15 protein-coding genes are annotated in these 17,394 nt (G+C 69.9%); 5 read left to right on the forward strand and 10 right to left on the reverse strand.

Translation table 11 applies throughout. From position 1 onward, the window contains the following. Positions 1–50: 50 nt before the first annotated feature. The 3 genes from EL266_RS13110 to EL266_RS13120 are packed head-to-tail and all read right to left on the reverse strand — an operon-like array spanning position 51 to position 3,317. On the reverse strand, positions 51–749 hold the full coding sequence (locus EL266_RS13110) for a hypothetical protein (protein WP_126412406.1): 699 nt from the start codon (positions 747–749) through the stop codon (positions 51–53). Positions 750–778: 29 nt separating this feature from the next. After that, positions 779–2,941, reverse strand: a complete 2,163-nt coding sequence (locus EL266_RS13115; protein ID WP_126412408.1) for a DUF6571 family protein — start codon at positions 2,939–2,941, stop codon at positions 779–781. 10 nt (positions 2,942–2,951) lie between these two features. After that, on the reverse strand, positions 2,952–3,317 hold the full coding sequence (locus EL266_RS13120; RefSeq protein WP_026426456.1) for a hypothetical protein: 366 nt from the start codon (positions 3,315–3,317) through the stop codon (positions 2,952–2,954). Positions 3,318–3,473: 156 nt separating this feature from the next. Between EL266_RS13120 and EL266_RS13125 the strand changes: the two genes are divergently transcribed. Both EL266_RS13125 and EL266_RS13130 read left to right on the forward strand, forming a co-directional pair. Next, the gene (locus EL266_RS13125; RefSeq protein ID WP_026426455.1) at positions 3,474–4,178 is read left to right on the forward strand and encodes a demethylmenaquinone methyltransferase; all 705 of its coding nucleotides are present in this window, start codon (positions 3,474–3,476) and stop codon (positions 4,176–4,178) included. After that, on the forward strand, positions 4,175–5,578 hold the full coding sequence (locus tag EL266_RS13130; RefSeq protein WP_331852930.1) for an isochorismate synthase: 1,404 nt from the start codon (positions 4,175–4,177) through the stop codon (positions 5,576–5,578). Before EL266_RS13125 ends, EL266_RS13130 begins: the two co-directional genes overlap by 4 nt. A gap of 96 nt (positions 5,579–5,674) precedes the next feature. Here the strand turns inward: EL266_RS13130 and EL266_RS13135 are convergent, their stop codons facing one another. From EL266_RS13135 to EL266_RS13145, 3 genes are all read right to left on the reverse strand, one after another. Beyond that, complete coding sequence (locus EL266_RS13135; RefSeq protein ID WP_084500521.1) at positions 5,675–7,219, reverse strand: S1C family serine protease; 1,545 nt, start codon at positions 7,217–7,219, stop codon at positions 5,675–5,677. Positions 7,220–7,396: 177 nt separating this feature from the next. Next, positions 7,397–9,268, reverse strand: a complete 1,872-nt coding sequence (gene menD, locus EL266_RS13140; RefSeq protein WP_232012047.1) for a 2-succinyl-5-enolpyruvyl-6-hydroxy-3-cyclohexene-1-carboxylate synthase — start codon at positions 9,266–9,268, stop codon at positions 7,397–7,399. 266 nt (positions 9,269–9,534) lie between these two features. Further along, entirely contained in the window at positions 9,535–10,623 is a 1,089-nt protein-coding gene (locus EL266_RS13145) for an o-succinylbenzoate synthase (protein WP_026426454.1), read from the reverse strand. A gap of 324 nt (positions 10,624–10,947) precedes the next feature. On the opposite strand from EL266_RS13145, the gene EL266_RS13150 reads away from it, so the two are divergent. Further along, positions 10,948–11,988, forward strand: a complete 1,041-nt coding sequence (locus tag EL266_RS13150; protein ID WP_034514696.1) for a 1,4-dihydroxy-2-naphthoyl-CoA synthase — start codon at positions 10,948–10,950, stop codon at positions 11,986–11,988. Between the two features lie 185 nt (positions 11,989–12,173). Next, positions 12,174–12,755: a YagU family protein gene (locus EL266_RS13155; protein WP_026426452.1), complete on the forward strand. Its 582-nt coding sequence runs from the start codon at positions 12,174–12,176 to the stop codon at positions 12,753–12,755. A gap of 19 nt (positions 12,756–12,774) precedes the next feature. Here EL266_RS13155 and EL266_RS13160 read toward each other — a convergent pair whose 3' ends face one another. Beyond that, complete coding sequence (locus EL266_RS13160; protein WP_026426451.1) at positions 12,775–13,725, reverse strand: 1,4-dihydroxy-2-naphthoate polyprenyltransferase; 951 nt, start codon at positions 13,723–13,725, stop codon at positions 12,775–12,777. 100 nt (positions 13,726–13,825) lie between these two features. Continuing rightward, on the reverse strand, positions 13,826–15,145 hold the full coding sequence (locus EL266_RS13165; protein ID WP_026426450.1) for an AMP-binding protein: 1,320 nt from the start codon (positions 15,143–15,145) through the stop codon (positions 13,826–13,828). Positions 15,146–15,335: 190 nt separating this feature from the next. Between EL266_RS13165 and EL266_RS13170 the strand changes: the two genes are divergently transcribed. Continuing rightward, the gene (locus tag EL266_RS13170) at positions 15,336–15,770 is read left to right on the forward strand and encodes a PLD nuclease N-terminal domain-containing protein (RefSeq protein ID WP_026426449.1); all 435 of its coding nucleotides are present in this window, start codon (positions 15,336–15,338) and stop codon (positions 15,768–15,770) included. Positions 15,771–15,845: 75 nt separating this feature from the next. Here EL266_RS13170 and EL266_RS13175 read toward each other — a convergent pair whose 3' ends face one another. Both EL266_RS13175 and EL266_RS13180 read right to left on the reverse strand, forming a co-directional pair. After that, complete coding sequence (locus tag EL266_RS13175; RefSeq protein ID WP_026426448.1) at positions 15,846–16,607, reverse strand: hypothetical protein; 762 nt, start codon at positions 16,605–16,607, stop codon at positions 15,846–15,848. Then, a complete protein-coding gene (locus EL266_RS13180) occupies positions 16,604–17,353 on the reverse strand; it encodes a histidine phosphatase family protein (protein ID WP_026426447.1) in 750 nt (249 codons plus the stop codon). The genes EL266_RS13175 and EL266_RS13180 overlap by 4 nt, the downstream gene beginning before the upstream one ends. Between the last annotated feature and the right edge of the window lie 41 nt (positions 17,354–17,394).

The following is a 17,394-nucleotide window of genomic DNA, read 5'->3' on the forward strand; positions in this document are numbered from 1 at the left end:
CGATGCTATCCAGCCCCACCGGCAACTTCCCCCTACACACTCTCCACCCTTCACCGGGTTTGGCTGGACGAGGGCTCCGACGGCCACGGCGTGAGTGGCGTCGCTGTTTCGAGGGGTTGGGGCGGATAGTACACAATTTCCTGTTCCGGCCCCGCAGCAACCTTGGGTACCTCGGAGACGATCCGAGTCAGCAGTTTCTCGGTGAAGTCGACTCGATCCTTAGGCTCAGGCTCCTCGGCACCATCTATGACATAATCGGTAGTGACTATCCACAAGTAATGCCCATCGGGATATTTCCAGACAAGAATCACCTCTTTTCCTTCGGAATAAGAATATATCACCCCCTCCCCTTCCACCCCCTCGATGTTAACATCTTTCGCACCCTCAGCTTTTCTCGCATCATCAAGATTCTCTACCCCATTAACCATTCTGACACTGCCCCCTCGGTAGTTGACGGATGCAACTCGTGAAACCGCCTCGGCACGAAAATTGACTGTGCAATAAAATGTTGGGAATGTATCTGATCCGTCGATAGCAGGGGAATGATCGTAAAAGAACTTTTCGATCTCATAGCCGGCAAGAACCTCAAGATCTTCCGAAACCATGAGCTCACACACCGGCACCCCTTTCGGGACTGTGTGATGAAGAGAAGCCGAAGCACTTGCCTTTGCACGGTCATTCTCAATATCGCGTACGGCTGAGCACCCTACAGCATAGATCGGTGACAGAAACGCAAACAACAGCGCCATAAAGATCCGAACAATAGGGCCCCGCAATCTCATTCGATTCCTTCAATACGTTTTGCCACGGAGACGCCCCGATCTTGCGCGCGAGCGGCTCCGCCATCATATCCATCTTCAAGCTCTTCGAATGCCGCATTCCCGTTAGTCTTAGCAAAATTAGACCAGTCCTCGGCCTCGTCAATCTTTTCCGGAGGGGTCTTCGAAAGATCGATGTAGTAGCTCCCATCTTCACGCTGCTTAATCCAATCATAAACGGTCGAAGCGGGATAAAACTTGTTATCAGCCGCCTCCGATTCCACTGGCACCTCAAAATCCTGAGGATTAAAGAGTCCAGCGTTTGCCGCATCTTGAATTGCCGCGGCACGGATCGAATCATCGACCTGCTCCGAAATCGGCATTTTGGCGGGAACCGCCGAATCGCCATCGATAGCATCCTCGAGCACAGGGCTGAGAAGAGTCGTCCCTGCGCCAATCGCTGCCTGCCCCACCGCGGAGCCCGCCACCGCCCCAACGGGACCAGTTGCCGCACCTAAACCTGTAGTTGCCACTGTAGTCAATACGCTCACTGCAGTCTCTGCACTCTGGGATCTTTTTTCATCAGCGTCTGCCATTTCAGCGTTGACAATCCCCACCCTTACGTCCGCAAGTCCCGCAAGAAACGCGACCGCCTTACCGGCGGGATTGTAAGCGGCATTGATCGCGGCAATCTGATCCTGAGGGTTCCCCTCATTCTCGGCGATACCCTGCGCCGATTGTCGACGGGCAAACTCGGTCAAATTTGCGCTAATTGTTGCGGTTGCGTTCTGGTTCTCCGCTACACGGTATGCCAGAGCATTAAAGTCATTCTCGCCGGCCAATGGAATTCGACCTCCAGTTGTCGAATCGAATCCGTCATCTCCATCGCCACCCCATACGTTAGTCAGTTCAGGTGCGCAATTCGCGAGTAACACGCCGATACGAGCCTCAGCGGCCTCATTGTACTGATTCTCGTTCGTGTTTTTGGCGAGCCAATGAACTCCGTGTCCGGCAACAGCCTCTGCTCGGCTGGCCTCTCTCGCATTATCTGAGTACCGCCTGGACGAGCCTGCAGCCAACGCGGCCGTGAATCCCGCCAATCCTTGCGCATCCCAGTCGCGCTCAGACAGTCTCTCGATGCGAGAAGCATCGATCGAGGAATCGCCAGACTCACTTTGGTTGGGAACCAAGTAGGCAAGCGCGGCTTCAGGGTTGTTTCCCATCGCGTCCAACGTGCCCGCCAGAGGGTCATAAGAATACCCATCCAGCGAAGGTCCGAGGAACTTGCTTCTATTTGCGTCATTAGTTGTCTTATCGCCATTCAATGAGAGCACCTCGAGACAATTACGCACGTCATCGTAATCAATCTTCTCCATCTCCCGGCCCATCGAGGCTAGAAAATGAGACCCGAACCCAAGGTCGTTGACGTAATTCCCATCCTCGTCATGTCCACCCATCATGGCGTTGATGACGGTAATACGCCCATACTCGCCTCGTTCGTCAGCCGATGATCTTATTTGCTCCGCGACCTTCTGTGACTTCGATGAATCCCATGTTCCCGATGCAGCAGCGAGAACAGAGCCAAGAAGTTCGGCTAATTTCTCGGCGCGCTCCTCCGCCTGTGGATCCTTCGTTGTCTCTCCATAATGATACCCCTCACCCAATCGACTAGCATCGAACGGAAGGTCTGCGAGATTCTCCGGCCCGATCGACTCAATGACGGATGCCGCATAAGTATTACTGAGCTCAACATATTTTTCCATTGAGGCGATCACCTGCTCGTAGGTGCGCCCACTCTTCGGCGTCTTGCCCTGCGCCGTCTCCTGCAGATCGTGCGCATCGATCGCCCCCGTTGTCCAACGGGTCAGGTCCTCGAGATCATCAACCGGTGCATCATCAGGCAAGGTGTAGGTGATCACCTCGCCCTCCATCTTAGCGACGCCGTTGTTGTTGAGCGCAATGAGATTGTCCTTGGCCGTTTGAATGCCGTCCGCGCGATCCTTCAGTGTGGAGATCGCAGTATCCGAGTCTAAGAGCCACTGGGTGATATCATAAGGATCATTCTCCTGCTCCGACTGGGCATCAATATGCGTGCGCTCCGTCTCGCACTTGTTGGCAAGGTTCCGCAGACCCTTGATCTTCTTGTCCAGTTCCTTCGCATTGAGCTTGATCGTCGCCATCATGCCTCTCCCCTCAGTTGGGCCAACTCGCCTCAGGCGAGTCCTTGGGTACGAACTTATCGATCACCGCGGAGCTCGACGCATTGCTCAGCGCAGCGCTCAGACCTGTGAAGGTCGAGGCCAACGACTCCACACCCGTCTTGGCTCCCGCGGACTCCTCAGTGGCCAGGGGCCCGGTCCACGTCCCATCGTCGTCGATGCCATCAGCCAGACTCGAGCCGATGCTCGTCGGCTCGCCGCCGGCCCTCGCGGTGAAGCCCAAGGGGTTGGCATTCTTGTTGTCCACATACTGCTTGAGGTCCACCAGCGCCTGCCACTTGGGGTTGACCACATAGCCCTCCGGCGCGGATTCCCCGTCCGAAGCGGTCGTCTCAGCCATGACCAGTCTTTCGTCGCGATCCGTACTTTCGACCACCCTAACCGGAGTATTACGGTTTGGCAACAGCGCGCCTGAATCCTCACTTTTCCCAGAATCACGCCGCTTTCCCGGGTCAGCCCCCAGCCGTGCCCGTGGTCGACCTGCCATGATGAGCCCATGAGCCGAGCCACGCTTGCCAAGGACCCGCGAGAGGTCGCCAGGATGTTCGACGCCGTCGCCAGGCGCTACGACCTCACCAACGACGTCATGAGCCTCTTTCAGGTCCACATGTGGCGCGCCGTTACCCGCGCCGCCGTCGCCGCCACTCCCGGCATGCGCATCCTCGACCTCGCCGCCGGCACCGGGACCTCCGCCGCCGAGTACGCCGCCGACGGCGCCCAGGTCATCGCCTGCGACCTCTCCCCCGGCATGGTCGCCGAGGGCCGGCGCCGCCACCCCGACATCGACTTCGTCGTCGGCGACGCCACCGACCTGCCCTTCCCCGACAACTCCTTCGACACGGTCACCATCTCCTACGGCCTGCGCAACATCCAGGACACCACCAAGGCCCTGCGCGAGATGGCCCGCGTCACCGTCCCAGGAGGCCGACTCGTCATCGCCGAGTTCTCCACCCCCATCGCCCCGGCCTTCCGCGCCGCCTACCGCTACTACCTGGGCACCGCCCTGCCCGCAGCCGCCCGCCTCGTCTCCTCCAACACCGAGGCCTACGACTACCTGGGCGAGTCCATCCTCGCCTGGCCCGACCAGCACGCCCTGGCGCGACTCATGCACAGCGCCGGCTGGCGCGGTGTGGGCTACAAGAACCTCTCCGGCGGGATCGTCGCCATCCACCGGGCCACCAAGCCGGGCGCCACCCGATGACCGGCCACCCCATCGCGGCCCACCCGGGGCCGACACTGACCGCCGCCCACTGCCAGGCCGCCCCGCCGGCCCTGTCCTTCACCACCACCCCTATCAGGGAGCAGGGCCTGAGCCTGCCCGCCCTGCTGGCCGGGCGCGACGACGTCGTCTCCTGGCTCCATCAGGGCCGCGGACTGATCGGGATGGGCCACGCCCTGACCATCGAGGCCCGCGGCCCCGAGCGCATCGAGGAGCTGCGCAGCGCCTGGCGAGCCACCATCGGCGCCGCCTGGTGGCGCGACCCCCTGGTGCGCCCCGGCACCGGCCCCGTGGCCATGGGCACCATCACCTTCTCCCCCGCCTCGCGCGAGCGCTCCGCCCTCATCGTGCCCTCCGTGCTCATCGGCCACGACACCCACGGCGCGTGGCTGACCACCGTCGTCCCCGCAGGCCAGCCCCACCCCTCCCCCGAGGCGATTATGGCAGCCCTGCACCCCCAGCAGCCCGGCCCCCAGCCCCGCGCAGACTCCCCCGGCCCCCAGCCCGGCTCCCTCAGCGAGCAGGACTGGTGCCGGGCAGTCCTCACTGTCCAGGAGCGCATGCGCGCAGGCCAGGCGGACAAGGTGGTCCTGGCCCGCGACGTCGTCCTGCCCGGGCCCCATCCAGCCACCGGCGACCTGCTCGCCCGCCTGGCCCACTCCTACCCCACCTGCTGGACCTTCGCCGTGGACGGCATGGTGGGAGCCAGCCCCGAGATGCTGCTGAACCTGGAGGGGCGGCGCCTGTTCAGCCGCGTCCTTGCCGGAACCGCCCGGCGCAACCAGGGAACACCCACTCAGGACCTGGCCCACTGGCTGGCCGGCTCGGCCAAGAACACCCGGGAGCACGCCCTGGCCCGCGCCTCGGCCCTGGAGGCGCTGGAGCCCCTGTGCTCCGTGGTTGAGGGCGGCGAGCCCTTCGTGCTGGAGCTGCCCAATGTGCTCCACCTGGCCACGGACATCACCGGCGTCGTCGCCGGGGACACCGGGGCGCTCTCACTCCTGGGAGCACTGCACCCCACGGCCGCCGTCGGCGGAACCCCCACCGCGGCCGCCACCGCCATCATCGAGCAGGTCGAGGGCATGGACCGGGGGCGCTACGCCGGCCCCGTGGGCTGGGTGGACTGGCACGGCGAGGGCCAGTGGTGCATCGCCCTGCGCAGTGCCCAACTCCCCCAAGGCGGCAGTACGGCCAGCGGCGAGACCGGCATCCGCGTCTTCGGCGGCTGCGGCATCATGCCCGACTCCGACCCCGTCGACGAGCTGGCCGAGACCCAGGCCAAGATGCGCCCCATCCTGGAGGCACTGGCCGCACCCACGCACTCTGCGCACGCCGCGCACGCCACCCCCTCCGCGCACGCCACGCACCCTGCACCGAGGTAGACATTGTCCGCCGAGGTAGACACCGACTGTGTCTACCTCGGCGGACAATGTCTACCTCGGCGGCAAGGGGCAGCGGCAAGAGGCAGCGGCAAGAAATCAGGAGTTGGGGTCAGGGCGCTCGACCAGCGTCGTCTCGACCTCCAGCTTCTCCTTGCCGCGGAAGACCGTCAGGGTCACTGTGTCCCCCGCCGAGTACTGGCGCACGAAGCCCGTCAGCGCCGCGGCCTGAGCCGTGGTCTTGCCATCAATGGCCACGATGATGTCGTCCTTCTTCAGGCCGGCCTTATCCGCGGGGCTCCCCGATTCCACAGAGGTGACCTTGGCGCCGCTGCGGGTCTCCCCGTCGGCCTCACCCAGGCCGTTGTCCAGTCCCACGCCCAGGTAGGCGTGAGTGGCCGACCCCTTGTCGATGAGCTGCTTGGCGATCTTGGTCGCGAGGTTGACCGGGATGGCAAAGCCGATACCGATGCTCCCGGCATCCTCGCTGGTCGAGGCGATCGAGGAGGTGATCCCAATGACGTGGCCCTTCTCGTCGAACAGCGGCCCGCCGGAGTTCCCCGGGTTGACCGCGGCGTCGATCTGGATGGCATTGGTGTAGACCGCGTCTGTCCCCGACTCCTGGTCCTTCTTGTTGACCACGGGCCGGTCCAGCGAGGAGATGATTCCCGTGGTCACCGTTGAGGACAGCCCCAGGGGGTTGCCGATCGCCATGACATCCTGGCCGGTGACCAGGGAGCTCGAATCGCCCATCTGGGCGACCGTGAGGTTGTCGGGAGCATCGACCAACTGGATCACCGCCAGGTCCGTGGCCGGATCGGTTCCGGTGAGCTTGGCCTCGAAGAGGCGCCCGTCAGCCAAGGAGACGTACATCTCGCTGGCCCCGCCGACCACATGGTCATTGGTGAGGATATGGCCCTTGTTGTCATAGATGACCCCGGAGCCCACGCCCTGCTTCTCCCCATTGGACACGGTGATCGCCACCACCGAGTTGCCCACCGCATTGGTGACCTCCTCCCAATTGGGGGTCTGCCCCTGGCTGTTGACCGTCCTGGTGGTGTCACCCGTGGCCAGAGCGGTGGACTGCGCCGTCGGTTCCTGACCGGCCGACGGCTGGCCATCGGTGGCCTTGATCGCCGCCACGGCGCCTCCCGTTCCCAGGAGGGCCGCCAGCACGGTGGACAGTATCAGCGCCAGCCATCCTGGGCCGCGGCGCTTGTCCCGCTTCGCCTCGCCGCCGTAGCCGGCGGCCTGGGCGTAGGACTGGGGCGCGCCCGGATAGGGCTGCCCGGCCCCCGGCGCGCTGGCGCTGAAAGCCGAGTAGGCGGCCTCCTGTCCCGAAGCTGAGGCCGAGGACGGGGCCGCGGCTGAGACCGGGGCGGGCCGGGAGGAGGCGCGGGAGAAGTCGTATCCCGCCGGCGTGGGGGGCACCTCGGTGTAGGTGTGCCCCGAGGTCGTCGGAGCGCCGGGAGGATAGGACGGGGGCAGGGTCGAGGTGGTCGAGGTCGTGGAGGCCTCAGCACCGTGATGGACCTGGGTTGGATCGGACTGGTGGCCCTGCTCGTAGGCCTGGCCATGGGAAGGCGCCTGCCCCTGGGGATCATTGCCTCCGCCGCTCTGGGCGCTGGGATCGTGTGCGCTCATCTTTCCCTTCCTCCTGCACCCCAGGCGGTGCCTGTTGTTAAACGACTGATAGCCAACACGGAGCCCCTGGTGCCTTCCCGACCCTCTTCTGAGTCTTGCCTGTGGATTGTGTAACCGTTGTGCATCGTGGAGCCAAGGCGAGAGGTCCCCATCACCCGACTCTTCCCGGCATGATATTCAGGCCGTGTCAACAGCGTCATCCGCCTTCCAGACGATGACGCTCGTCCCCGTCACGGACTCGCGGAGGAGACTCCGCAGCTCCTGGAGATCGGAGGGGACAAGGGCTCTGGCCCCCAGCGCCGCCGCCAGAGCGGGAATATCGGCGCTCTGCGGGGTGGAGAAGAGCCGCTCAAACCGCCCGGCACCCGGCACCGCGGCGTACTCCAGGCCGGAGAAGATCGCGCCGCCGGCGTCGTCGATCACGACGACCTGCAGGTCGGCCTGCGCCTCAGCGGCTCCCCGGAGAAGGGACATGGCGTCATGGAGGAAGGTCAGGTCGCCGACGACGGCGCGCACCGGCCTGCCCGAGGCCAGCCCCGCCCCCAGGGCGGTGGCGATAGTGCCGTCGATCCCCGCCAGGCCCCGGTTGGCCAGTGCCATCGGGGGGCGGCCGGCCGGGCGGGCCAGTCGGTCCAGGCGCCGGATGGTCATGGAGGAGCCCAGGACCAGGAGGTGGTCGCCCTCCAGGGCGGCCTCCCAGACGGCGTCGACCGCCGCATCGGCTGAGCCCTGCTCCACACCGGCCCCGGGCAGGTCGCTGGCCGCCCGGTGCCAGGAGCGGGCCCACGAGGCAGGGGCCCCCTCAAGGCCAAGCGCCTCGATGATCCCCGGTGCCTGCCCGGCCCCCTGGCGGGCATCGATCGGCACGACGGCGCAGGCGGCGCCCGCGGTATCGGTCCAGGTGGGGCGCTCGCTCAGGACACGGATGCGCTTGTCGGCTCGGCCCAGCAGGGCGGTGATGGGACGGGTCAGGGAAGGGTGCCCGGTGACGAGCACATCCGTGGCGCGCTCGACCAGGTCCTGGCCGGCCGGTGTGCCCAGCAGCTCGGCGTAGCGGGTCAGGGCACGCTCCCCGGCGCGGGCCTGCGATGTGGGCTCGGCCAGCAGGGGCCAGTCCAGCTGCTCGGCCAGGGCCCGGGCGAGCTGGCCCACCTGGGGGTGAGGAGTGTCCCCGGCGACGACGATCCCCCGGCCCTCCCCGGCGCCCTCACCCCCCGGATCACCGCCGGGCACCCGGGGCATCGGGGCGGCGGCGGGCGCCGGGACCGAAGCCGGCACCCGCACCGGGAGCGCCGCGGCCAGGGGGCGGCCCGCTACCGCAGCGGCAGGGACAGGGGCTCCGCCGCTGTGTCCACTGCTGCCACCGGGGGCCTGGCCGCCAGCGGCATCCTGCCGCGATCCGGCGGCCGCAGGGCCTGGGCAGGCGGCGGCGTCGGCCGACGACGGGGGCGCCAGGGGCGGGCGGAAGCGGGCGTTGACCTGGGCCGGTCCGGGGTCGCCTCCCAGGCTCCCCATGGCCGCGGCCATGGCCCTGCGCACCTGGCCGGCGATGCTCGCCGGTCCCGCGCCCAGGCCATCAGCGGCCAGATCCGCGGGCAGGTCGACCACCAGTCGCGGCGCCCGCCCGAAGATGGCGGTCTGCTCCGTTGTCTGGTTGGCGCCGGTGCCCACCAGCTCGTGGGGGCGGTCGGCGGTCAGGGCGATGAGGGGGATACCGGCGGCGTCGGCCTCGGCGATGGCCGGGTGGAGGTTGGCCACAGCCGTCCCCGAGGTCGTGACCACGGCGGCGGGACGCGGCCGGCCCTCCAGGGCATGGGCGCGGGCCATGCCCAGGGCGATGAATCCGGCGCTGCGCTCATCAAGGACCACCCGCAGTGCCAGGCGCCCCGCCTCCTGGGCCTCGGCCAGGGCGTAGGCCAGGGGTGCGCTGCGCGACCCGGGGCACAGCACCGCCTCGTCCAGGCCCTCGGCCACCATCGTCTCGACGATGCAGCGCGCGGCGATGAGGGAGGGCGGGGTCACGGGTGAGGCTGGCATGGGCTCGGTCACACCCAGAGGATACGAGGGGCGGCCGCGATCCCGGGGAGCGGCGGTTCGCGTCGAACGAGGGTTTGCGTCGACGACGAGGGAATGCGTCAATCACCCCTGTGCCAGCCCCAGTCGGATGACGCGAACCCTCGTCCGGTACGCAAAGGCACGTTCGACGCCGCCCCGGCGCGCCCGAGAACGTCAGACACCGCCCGCATGCGCCCGACGACGCCCGGGAGTACTCGGGACTACCCGGCCAGGCCCGGCCGGACCCGGCTGAGCCCGGCTCACAGGGGCAGGCCGGCCACTGCGCGGGAGGGGTCCCGGGCCTCGCGCTCCCTGCGGGCGCGCAGCGCGCCCATGAGGTGGCCCAGCCGGGCCTGCCAGCGCGCGGCCAGGTCGGCGCGGGCCTCGACGGCCTGCAGATGGTCTGAGGAAACCACCGCCTGGCGCACCTCCAAGGCGCCCTCCCGCGGCGTGAGGGCGGGGTCGGCGACATCGCTGCGCAGCAGACGGGCCGTGCCCAGGCCGCAGGCGTGCCTCAGGCGCGGCAGGGAGGCGGCCAGTGCCGCACCGGCGGCCAGCCCCACCGAGGTGTCCAGGGCCGAGGAGACCACAGCGGGAATGCCCAGGCGGTCGGCCAGGTCCAGGGCGCGGTGCATCCCGCCCAGGGGCGCGGCCTTGAGGATGACGACGTCGGCCGCCTCCTGCCGGGCCACCTGGAGGGGGTCGGCGGACAGGCGGATGGACTCATCGGCAGCGATCGGGACCTCGACGTCGCGGCGCAGTGCGGCCAGGTCCTCCACGCTCACGCATGGCTGCTCGACGTACTCCAGTCCTCCGGCGGCCGTGTCCAGCTGCGGCAGGACATCTCGCGCCGTGTCCAGGTCCCAGCCCCCGTTGGCGTCGATGCGGATCTTTCCGTCAGGGCCCAGGGCGTCGCGCACGGCCTCCAGGCGCTCCAGATCCCCGGCCAGGTCCCGGTCCCCGGCCACCTTGACCTTGGCCGTGCTCGCCCCGGAGATGACCACGAGCTTGTGGGCCTGGGAGCTGGGCATCTGCGGGACCGTCACATTGACGGGGATGGAGTCGCGGTAGCGCGGTGGGGCCACCACGCCGCGGGCCTGGGCCAGGCCGGCCGCGAGCCAGGGGGCGGCGGCCTCAGAGCCGTAGTCCCAGAAGGGGGCGACCTCCCCCCATCCGCCGGGGCCGTGGAGGAGGACGCCGTCACGACGCGTCAGCCCCCGAAAGCGCGTGGACAGCGGGATATCCCAGGCGATGGCGCGGTCGATGCCCTCCAGCAACCCGGTCGGGTCCTGTGCGCGCAGCGCGGCGAGGTCCAGCTCGCCCCCCGGGGCGGTCGGTTCGGAAGTCACCGCGCCAGGATACGGAAACCCCCGGCGGCCGCCCACCGAGCCAACCGAGGCCACCGAGCCAACCGAGCCCAGTGCGCCCCTTCAGCGCCCACAGCGCCCACAGCGCCCACAGCGCCCACAGCGCCCACCGCGCCCACCGCGCCCGGGCCGGGATACGGCGCCGGGACCGGAGCGATCGACGTCGGGCCCGGCGCAGGAGGGACGACATGCCACTCGGCTCGCCAGGGGTGACCCGTCGGCCCCGGCACCGGAGGCGCCCTGGCAGCGCCGGGCGATGGACCGGGCGCGGGGCGCGGCGGCAGGCCGCGGACGTAGGCTGGGGGCATGCCCCACGCTGACGACGCCTTCCCGCTGCCCGCGCAGGTCTCCGAGATCTTCGACCCCGCATCCTGGCGCGAGGTCCCCGGCCTGGTTCACGGCACTGACCTGACCGACGTCACCTACCACCGCGGCTGCCGGCGCGATGCCTCGGGGGCCTGGCTCGGCGACCTGCCGTGGGTGCGCGTGGCCATCCACCGCCCCGAGGTGCGCAACGCCTTCCGCCCCCGCACCGTCGACGAGCTCTACCGGGTGCTGGACCACGCTCGGATGAGCGGGGACGTCGGCGCGGTCATCCTCACCGGCAACGGCCCCTCCCCGCGCGACGGCGGCTGGGCCTTCTCCTCGGGCGGCGATCAGCGCATCCGGGGCCGCGACGGCTACCGCTACGAGAAGCACGAGGGGCAGGAGCCCCCCGCCCGGGCGGGCGCGGGCGACCACGATCACGGGGCAGATGTGGCCGCGGCCCGCGAGCGCGTGGACTCCGCCCGGGCCGGGCGCCTGCACATCCTGGAGGTCCAGCGCCTCATCCGCACCATGCCCAAGGCGGTGATCGCCGCCGTGCCCGGCTGGGCGGCGGGCGGCGGCCACTCCCTGAACGTGGTGTGCGACCTGTCCCTGGCCTCGATCGAGCACGCCCGCTTCAAGCAGACCGATGCCGATGTGGGCTCCTTCGACGCCGGGTACGGATCGGCCCTGCTGGCGCGCCAGGTGGGCGACAAGCGCGCCCGGGAGATCTTCTTCCTGGCCCGCACCTATGACGCCCGTGACGCCGAGCGCTGGGGCGTGGTCAATGAGGCCGTCCCCCATGCCGAACTGGAGCCGACGGCGATCCAGTGGGCGCGCACGGTGGTGGGCAAGTCCCCCCAGGCGATCCGCATGCTCAAACTGGCCTTCAACCTGGCCGACGACGGCTTGGCTGGCCAGCAGGTCTTCGCCGGGGAGGCCACGCGCCTGGCCTACATGACCGATGAGGCGATCGAGGGCCGCGACGCCTTCCTCCAGCGCCGCGAGCCGGACTGGTCGGCCTTCCCCTACTACTTCTGACACTTCTGTGCGGCCCCGGCCGCCGTCGGCCCGCCGGCGATGCCCTGGGGCGCCGGCCTCCGTCCATCGCCAGGCGTCCTCTTGTCCCCTCCCCCCTGGGCATGTCACGCTCATCGCTGTCATCGGAGGGCGCCTGGAGGCGTCCTCTCTCAGGGCGGCAGGCGCTGCCGAACCAGGAGGTCCCCATGTCCACTCTCCTTGAGAAGACCGATCCCGCACGCCGTCGGATCAGCACCGCGATCATCGTGGGGCTGATCGGCGGGCTCTTCTCCGCGATCGTGAAGTTCGGCTGGGAGGTTCCCTTCCCGCCGCGCACGCCCGAGCGCAACGCCACCAACCCGCCCCAGACGATGCTGGAGCTGTGGTTCGGGATGAGCCCGGAGCAGTCCCACACGGGCATCACCTTCAACGGCAATGAGGGGCTGCCGATCTACTCCTTCATCGTCCACTTCGCCTTCGCGATCGTCTTCGCCCTGTTCTACTGCGTGGTCGCCGAGTACTACCCCCGGATCAAGATGTGGCAGGGGGCCGCCTTCGGCCTGCTGGTGTGGGTCGGCACCCATCTGACCCTCATGCCGCTGACGGGCCTGGTCCCCTCGCCCTTCCCCTGGGTGGCCGGCGGTCAGACCTGGGCCGAGCACTTCTCCGAGGCGCTGGGGCATGTGATCTGGCTGTGGGCCATTGAGATCGTGCGCCGCGATCTGCGCAACCGCATCACCCATGAGCCCGACGCCGAGGTCCCCCTGGGGGCCGAGCCCGCCCGCTGAGGGACGCCGTCGACCCCGCCTACCGGGCGACCACGGCGATGGCCACCGCCAGGGCGATGCCGTAGATGAGCTCGAGCAGTCCGGCGTCGCGCAGCACGGGGATGAGGTCGCGGCCCCGCGCGCCGCGCAGGACGGGGCGGGCGGCCCGTGAGGCCATGGCGGCGCTGGGGACCAGGACCAGCAGGCCCATGAGGGCCACCTCCCACCTGGCGGCCAGGGCGCCGTCGGCGGTCCTGGCCCAGGGCAGGGTCACCAGGCCCAGGATCAGGGGGAGCACCAGCAGGCAGATGAAGGCGTCGCGGGCCCGCTGCTCCCCCAGGCGCACCGCCAGGGTCCGCTTGCCGGCGGCGGGGTCGGTGTCGATGTCGCGCAGGTTGTTGACCATGAGCAGGGAGCAGGCGATGAGCCCGATGCCGCAGGCCGCCGGCCACAGCCACCCCGGGACCGTGCCCGCCTGGATGTAGGTGGTCCCGGCCGTGGCCACCAGGCCGAAGAAGATGAAGACGGCGACCTCCCCCAGGCCGGCGTAGCCGTAGGGGCGCGCGCCCCCGGTGTAGTACCAGGCCGCCGCGATGGCCGCGGCCCCCAGGGCCAGCATCCACCACTGGCCGCTGAGCACGATGAGCGCCAGCCCCAGCAGGGCCGCGATGCCGAAGCACCCGAAGGCGGCCTGCTTGACGGCGCGCGGGGGGACTCCCGAGGCGGTCAGGCGGGGCGGGCCCACGCGGTCATGGTCGGTGCCGCGGATGCCGTCGGAGTAGTCGTTGGCCAGGTTGCACCCGATCTGGAGGGCCAGGGCCACGCCTGCGGCCAGAAGGGTGCGCACCGGGGAGAAGGCGCCCAGGCCGGCTGCCGCGCCCGCTCCCAGGATCACGGGCGCGACCGCGGCCGGCAGCGTGCGCAGGCGCACGACCTCCGCCCAGCTGGTGGCCCGCGGCCCCGCCGCCTCCTGGTCTCCGGTGCTGCTCACGTCGTCCTCTCCGATCCGTTGCTCTGCGCTGGCACACTAACAGCGTCCGGGGCCCGGCTCAGTCCCTGACATCAACTCGTTGCCCGCCCCACAGGGGCGCTCAGGGATCGAGGCGGTCGGCCAGGATGCGGCGCAGGGCGGGAGCATCCACCTTGCCCGGGCCGCGCAGGGGGAGCTCGTCCAGGACGGCGATGGCCTTGGGGGCGTGGGCGCCGTCGAGCCGGGCCCGGGCGGCCAGGCGCAGGGCCCGCTCATCGAGTCGCGCCCCGGGGGCGGGGACCACGGCTGCGACGACGGCGCTGCCCCACTGGGCGTCGGGCAGGCCCACGACCGCCGCCTGGGCCACGCCCTCGATGCTCAGCAGGGCGGCCTCCACGGCGCTGGGCTCGACCTTGATCCCCCCGGTGATGATGACCCCGTCCATGCGGCCCAGGACCTGGAGGCGGCCACAGGCCAGGCGGCCCCGGTCGGAGGTGGCCAGGACCCGCAGGCTCCCGCTGGTGGCCCCGCTGCCGGTCCCTCTGCCGGCCGGGCGCCTCCAGGTGTGGAAGCCCTCGGCGACGCGGTGGCCCAGCCTCTCCCCGGCACGCCAGAGCGGCTCGCGGCCCATCTCACTGCCCGGCGCAGGATCAGCGGCTCCGGCCTCATGGTGACTGCCACCGGGATGTGCGTACCCCTGGGCCAGAACCGGCCCCGTGATGAGGACCCGCCCCTCGGCGTCCAGGGCGACCTCCACCCCGTCCAGGGGCACGCCGTCGTAGAGGCAGCCCCCGCCGGTCTCGCTCATGCCGTAGGTGGTGACCACCGCGATGCCGGCCTGCCGGGCGCGGTCCACCAGGCCGGGGGGCGGGGCCGCGCCCCCCAGCAGGACGGCGTCGGCCCTGGCCAGGGCGGCCACGGCGCCGGGGTGCTCCAGGGCCCGCAGCAGCTGGGTGGGCACCAAGGAGGTGTAGAGCCGCTGCGCTGTCGCCCTGGCCCGCTCCAGCTCCCGGGCCAGGTCCGGGGGGCGGAAGCCCGCCGAGGTGTCCACGACCACCGGATCAGTCCCGGCCACCAGGCCGCGCACGAGGATCTGCAGCCCGGCCACGTGGTGACTGGGCAGGGCCAGCGCCCAGGTGCCCGGTCCGCCCAGGCGCGCATGGGTGGAGCGGGCTGAGGCGAGCAGAGCGGCTGCGCTCATGGCCACCAGTCGCCCGGTGCCGGTGGTTGAGCCCGAGGTGCGCAGCAGGATGTCGGTGCCCTGGGGCAGGGCGCCCGGGTGGGCGCATGCGCTGGTGGTCTCCTGTCCCGGGGCGACGGGCAGCAGCGGGCCGGCCTGCCTGCCCGGGGCCTGGAGGATCTCGGCGAGCCGGCCGCGCAGGACGGCGACGTCCCGGGGATGCGTTCCACCCACGACGGGCAGGGGGGCTGGGGCAGGCACGCCACCATGGTGCCACGGCCGGGGATCGGCGGCCGACGACGTCCCTGCGTCTGCCCCTGCCCCTGCGCCGGGGCGGGGCGACGTCGCACCGGGGCGGGCCTGTGGGGCGGCATATTACTGTCCGGCACCGATTGGTCGGGCCTCTGATCGGCCGGCGAGACGCGCAGGGGCGGACCTGTAGGGTGGAGTCATGCGCGTTGTTCTCATTGTCCTGGCGGTCGCCCTGGTGCTGTACGCCCTGCTGGACTGCGCCCGCACCCCGGAGGACAACATGCCGGCGCGCATGCCCAAGCTCGTGTGGGTCTGCATGATCATCATCGCCCCGATGGTGGGGGCGATCGCCTGGATCATCGTCTCGCGGGTCAAGGCCGCCGAGGAGCGCGGGGGCTATGTGGAGCCCACCGTCTGGTCCTCCCGGGAGGGGACGAGCTTCCGCCGCCCCGAGCGCCCCCGCCCCAGCGGGCCCGACGACGACCCCGACTTCCTGCGCAACCTGGAGCAGGACATCCGCCGTCGCAAGCACCACCCCCAGGATGAGCCGAAGGCCGATCCCAGCGGCGAGGCCGACCCGAGGACCGACTCCGATCCGGAGGCGGAGGGCGACACCCAGGCGCCGCAGCCCTGAGGGACGGCGCCGCCTGGAGTTCGGAGCGCGGTGAGGCCTGAGCGCTGCGGAGGCAGGGCGCTGCGGCCCGGCGCCTCAGGGCAGGCCGGCGCCGCCGGTGGGCCAGGGCCCGGTGTCCACGCCGTAGCCGTGGGCGGCGGCGTGGACCAGCCAGTCCTGCGGCAGCCAGCTGCGGCGCACCACCTGGGGGTGGTTGGGCATGTGGCGCACCGACCACAGGATGAGGACGAGCTCGGCCCATTGGGCGCGCAGCTTCCAGCGGGCGGTTCCCGCCGAGTTGGCCGCCGCCATCACCGCCTCGCCGGTCCCGGTGAGGTGGACCTCCTGGACCTGGGAGAAGGGGATGGGCATGATCCCCTCCCCGGTGCCCAGGTAGATGCCGTGCGTTGAGACGGTCAGGCGGGCACGGGCCAGGTGGCGCCACTTCTCGACGGCGTCGGCCTGGGCGGCCTTCTTGCGTCGACTGTTGAGGTAGGCCTGGCCGCCGAGGAAGGCGGCGGTCAGGGCCAGGCCGACCGGGCCTCCGGCCAGGAAGAAGCCCCGAGAGGGGTTGTAGGTCGCGTCCCCACGGCGCCACATGAGCAGCTCGGCGTCGCAGGTGGCCAGCATGACCTCATCGGGGGCCATCACGGGGCGCACCGGGTCGATCATCGGTGAGACGGGGCTGGGGCGCTGGCCTCTGCGCGCGGCGGTCAGGACGGCTGCGGTGTTCCACCACACGAAGTCCTGGCCCGTCCAGGGCCGTGCGGGGGTTCGCCGCGGGGATTCGAGCGGGTCGCGGGCGCCGGCGGAGACCACCTCCTGACCGCTGCGGCGCGAGGGGGGAAGCTGGGTCACGCCCGCCCCTGCGGCGGCTGCTCCTCGCCTGCGCCTGCTGGGCCGGCGCCGTCGTCGAAGCCCAGCGCCCTCGGGCTGGTGCCCTGCTCCTGGGCGGCGGAGGTTCCGGGCACCATGTCGCGGGCCTGGCGAAGCAGGTCGCCGGCCGGCTCCCAGTAGGCCATTCCCACCAGGGTGCGGTCCTCGAAGGTCAGGGAGGTCAGGGAGGCCAAGGAGCACTGGCGTCGGCGCGGGTCATGCGCCAGGGGGCGGCCCTCCAGGAAGAGCCGCAGGGACCAGACGGGCAGCTGGTGGGAGACCAGAAGAGCCTCGTGCCCCTGCGCGAGGCTCAGGGCGGAGGCGACGGCCCGGCGCATGCGCACCACGATGTCGCGGTAGGGCTCCCCCCAGGAGGGCCGCACCGGGTTGAGGTAGAGGGGCCAGTAGCCGGGGTGGGCCAGGACCCACCGGTTGCGGTTGACGGCCACGCCCTCGAAGCGGTTGCCGGCCTCGATGAGGCGCTCATCCGTCGTCGGCCTCAGACCGAAGGCGGCCGCCGTGGGGGCGCCGGTCTCGCGCGCCCGCTCCAGGGGCGAGGTGATGACGTGGGTGAGGTCGTGCCCGGAGGCGGACAGGACATCGGCGACCTGCTGGGCCATCTGGGCCCCGAGGGCCGAGAGGTGGTAGTCGGGCAGTCGCCCGTAGAGGATGCCCTCGGGGTTGTGGACCTCGCCGTGCCGCATGAGGTGGATCGTCGTGCGCGCCATGCCCGTGATTCTCGCACGTCCGGAGGCGGGCGTCGCCTGGC

The sequence above is a fragment of the Actinomyces slackii genome, from assembly GCF_900637295.1.
GTDB lineage: Bacteria > Actinomycetota > Actinomycetes > Actinomycetales > Actinomycetaceae > Actinomyces > Actinomyces slackii.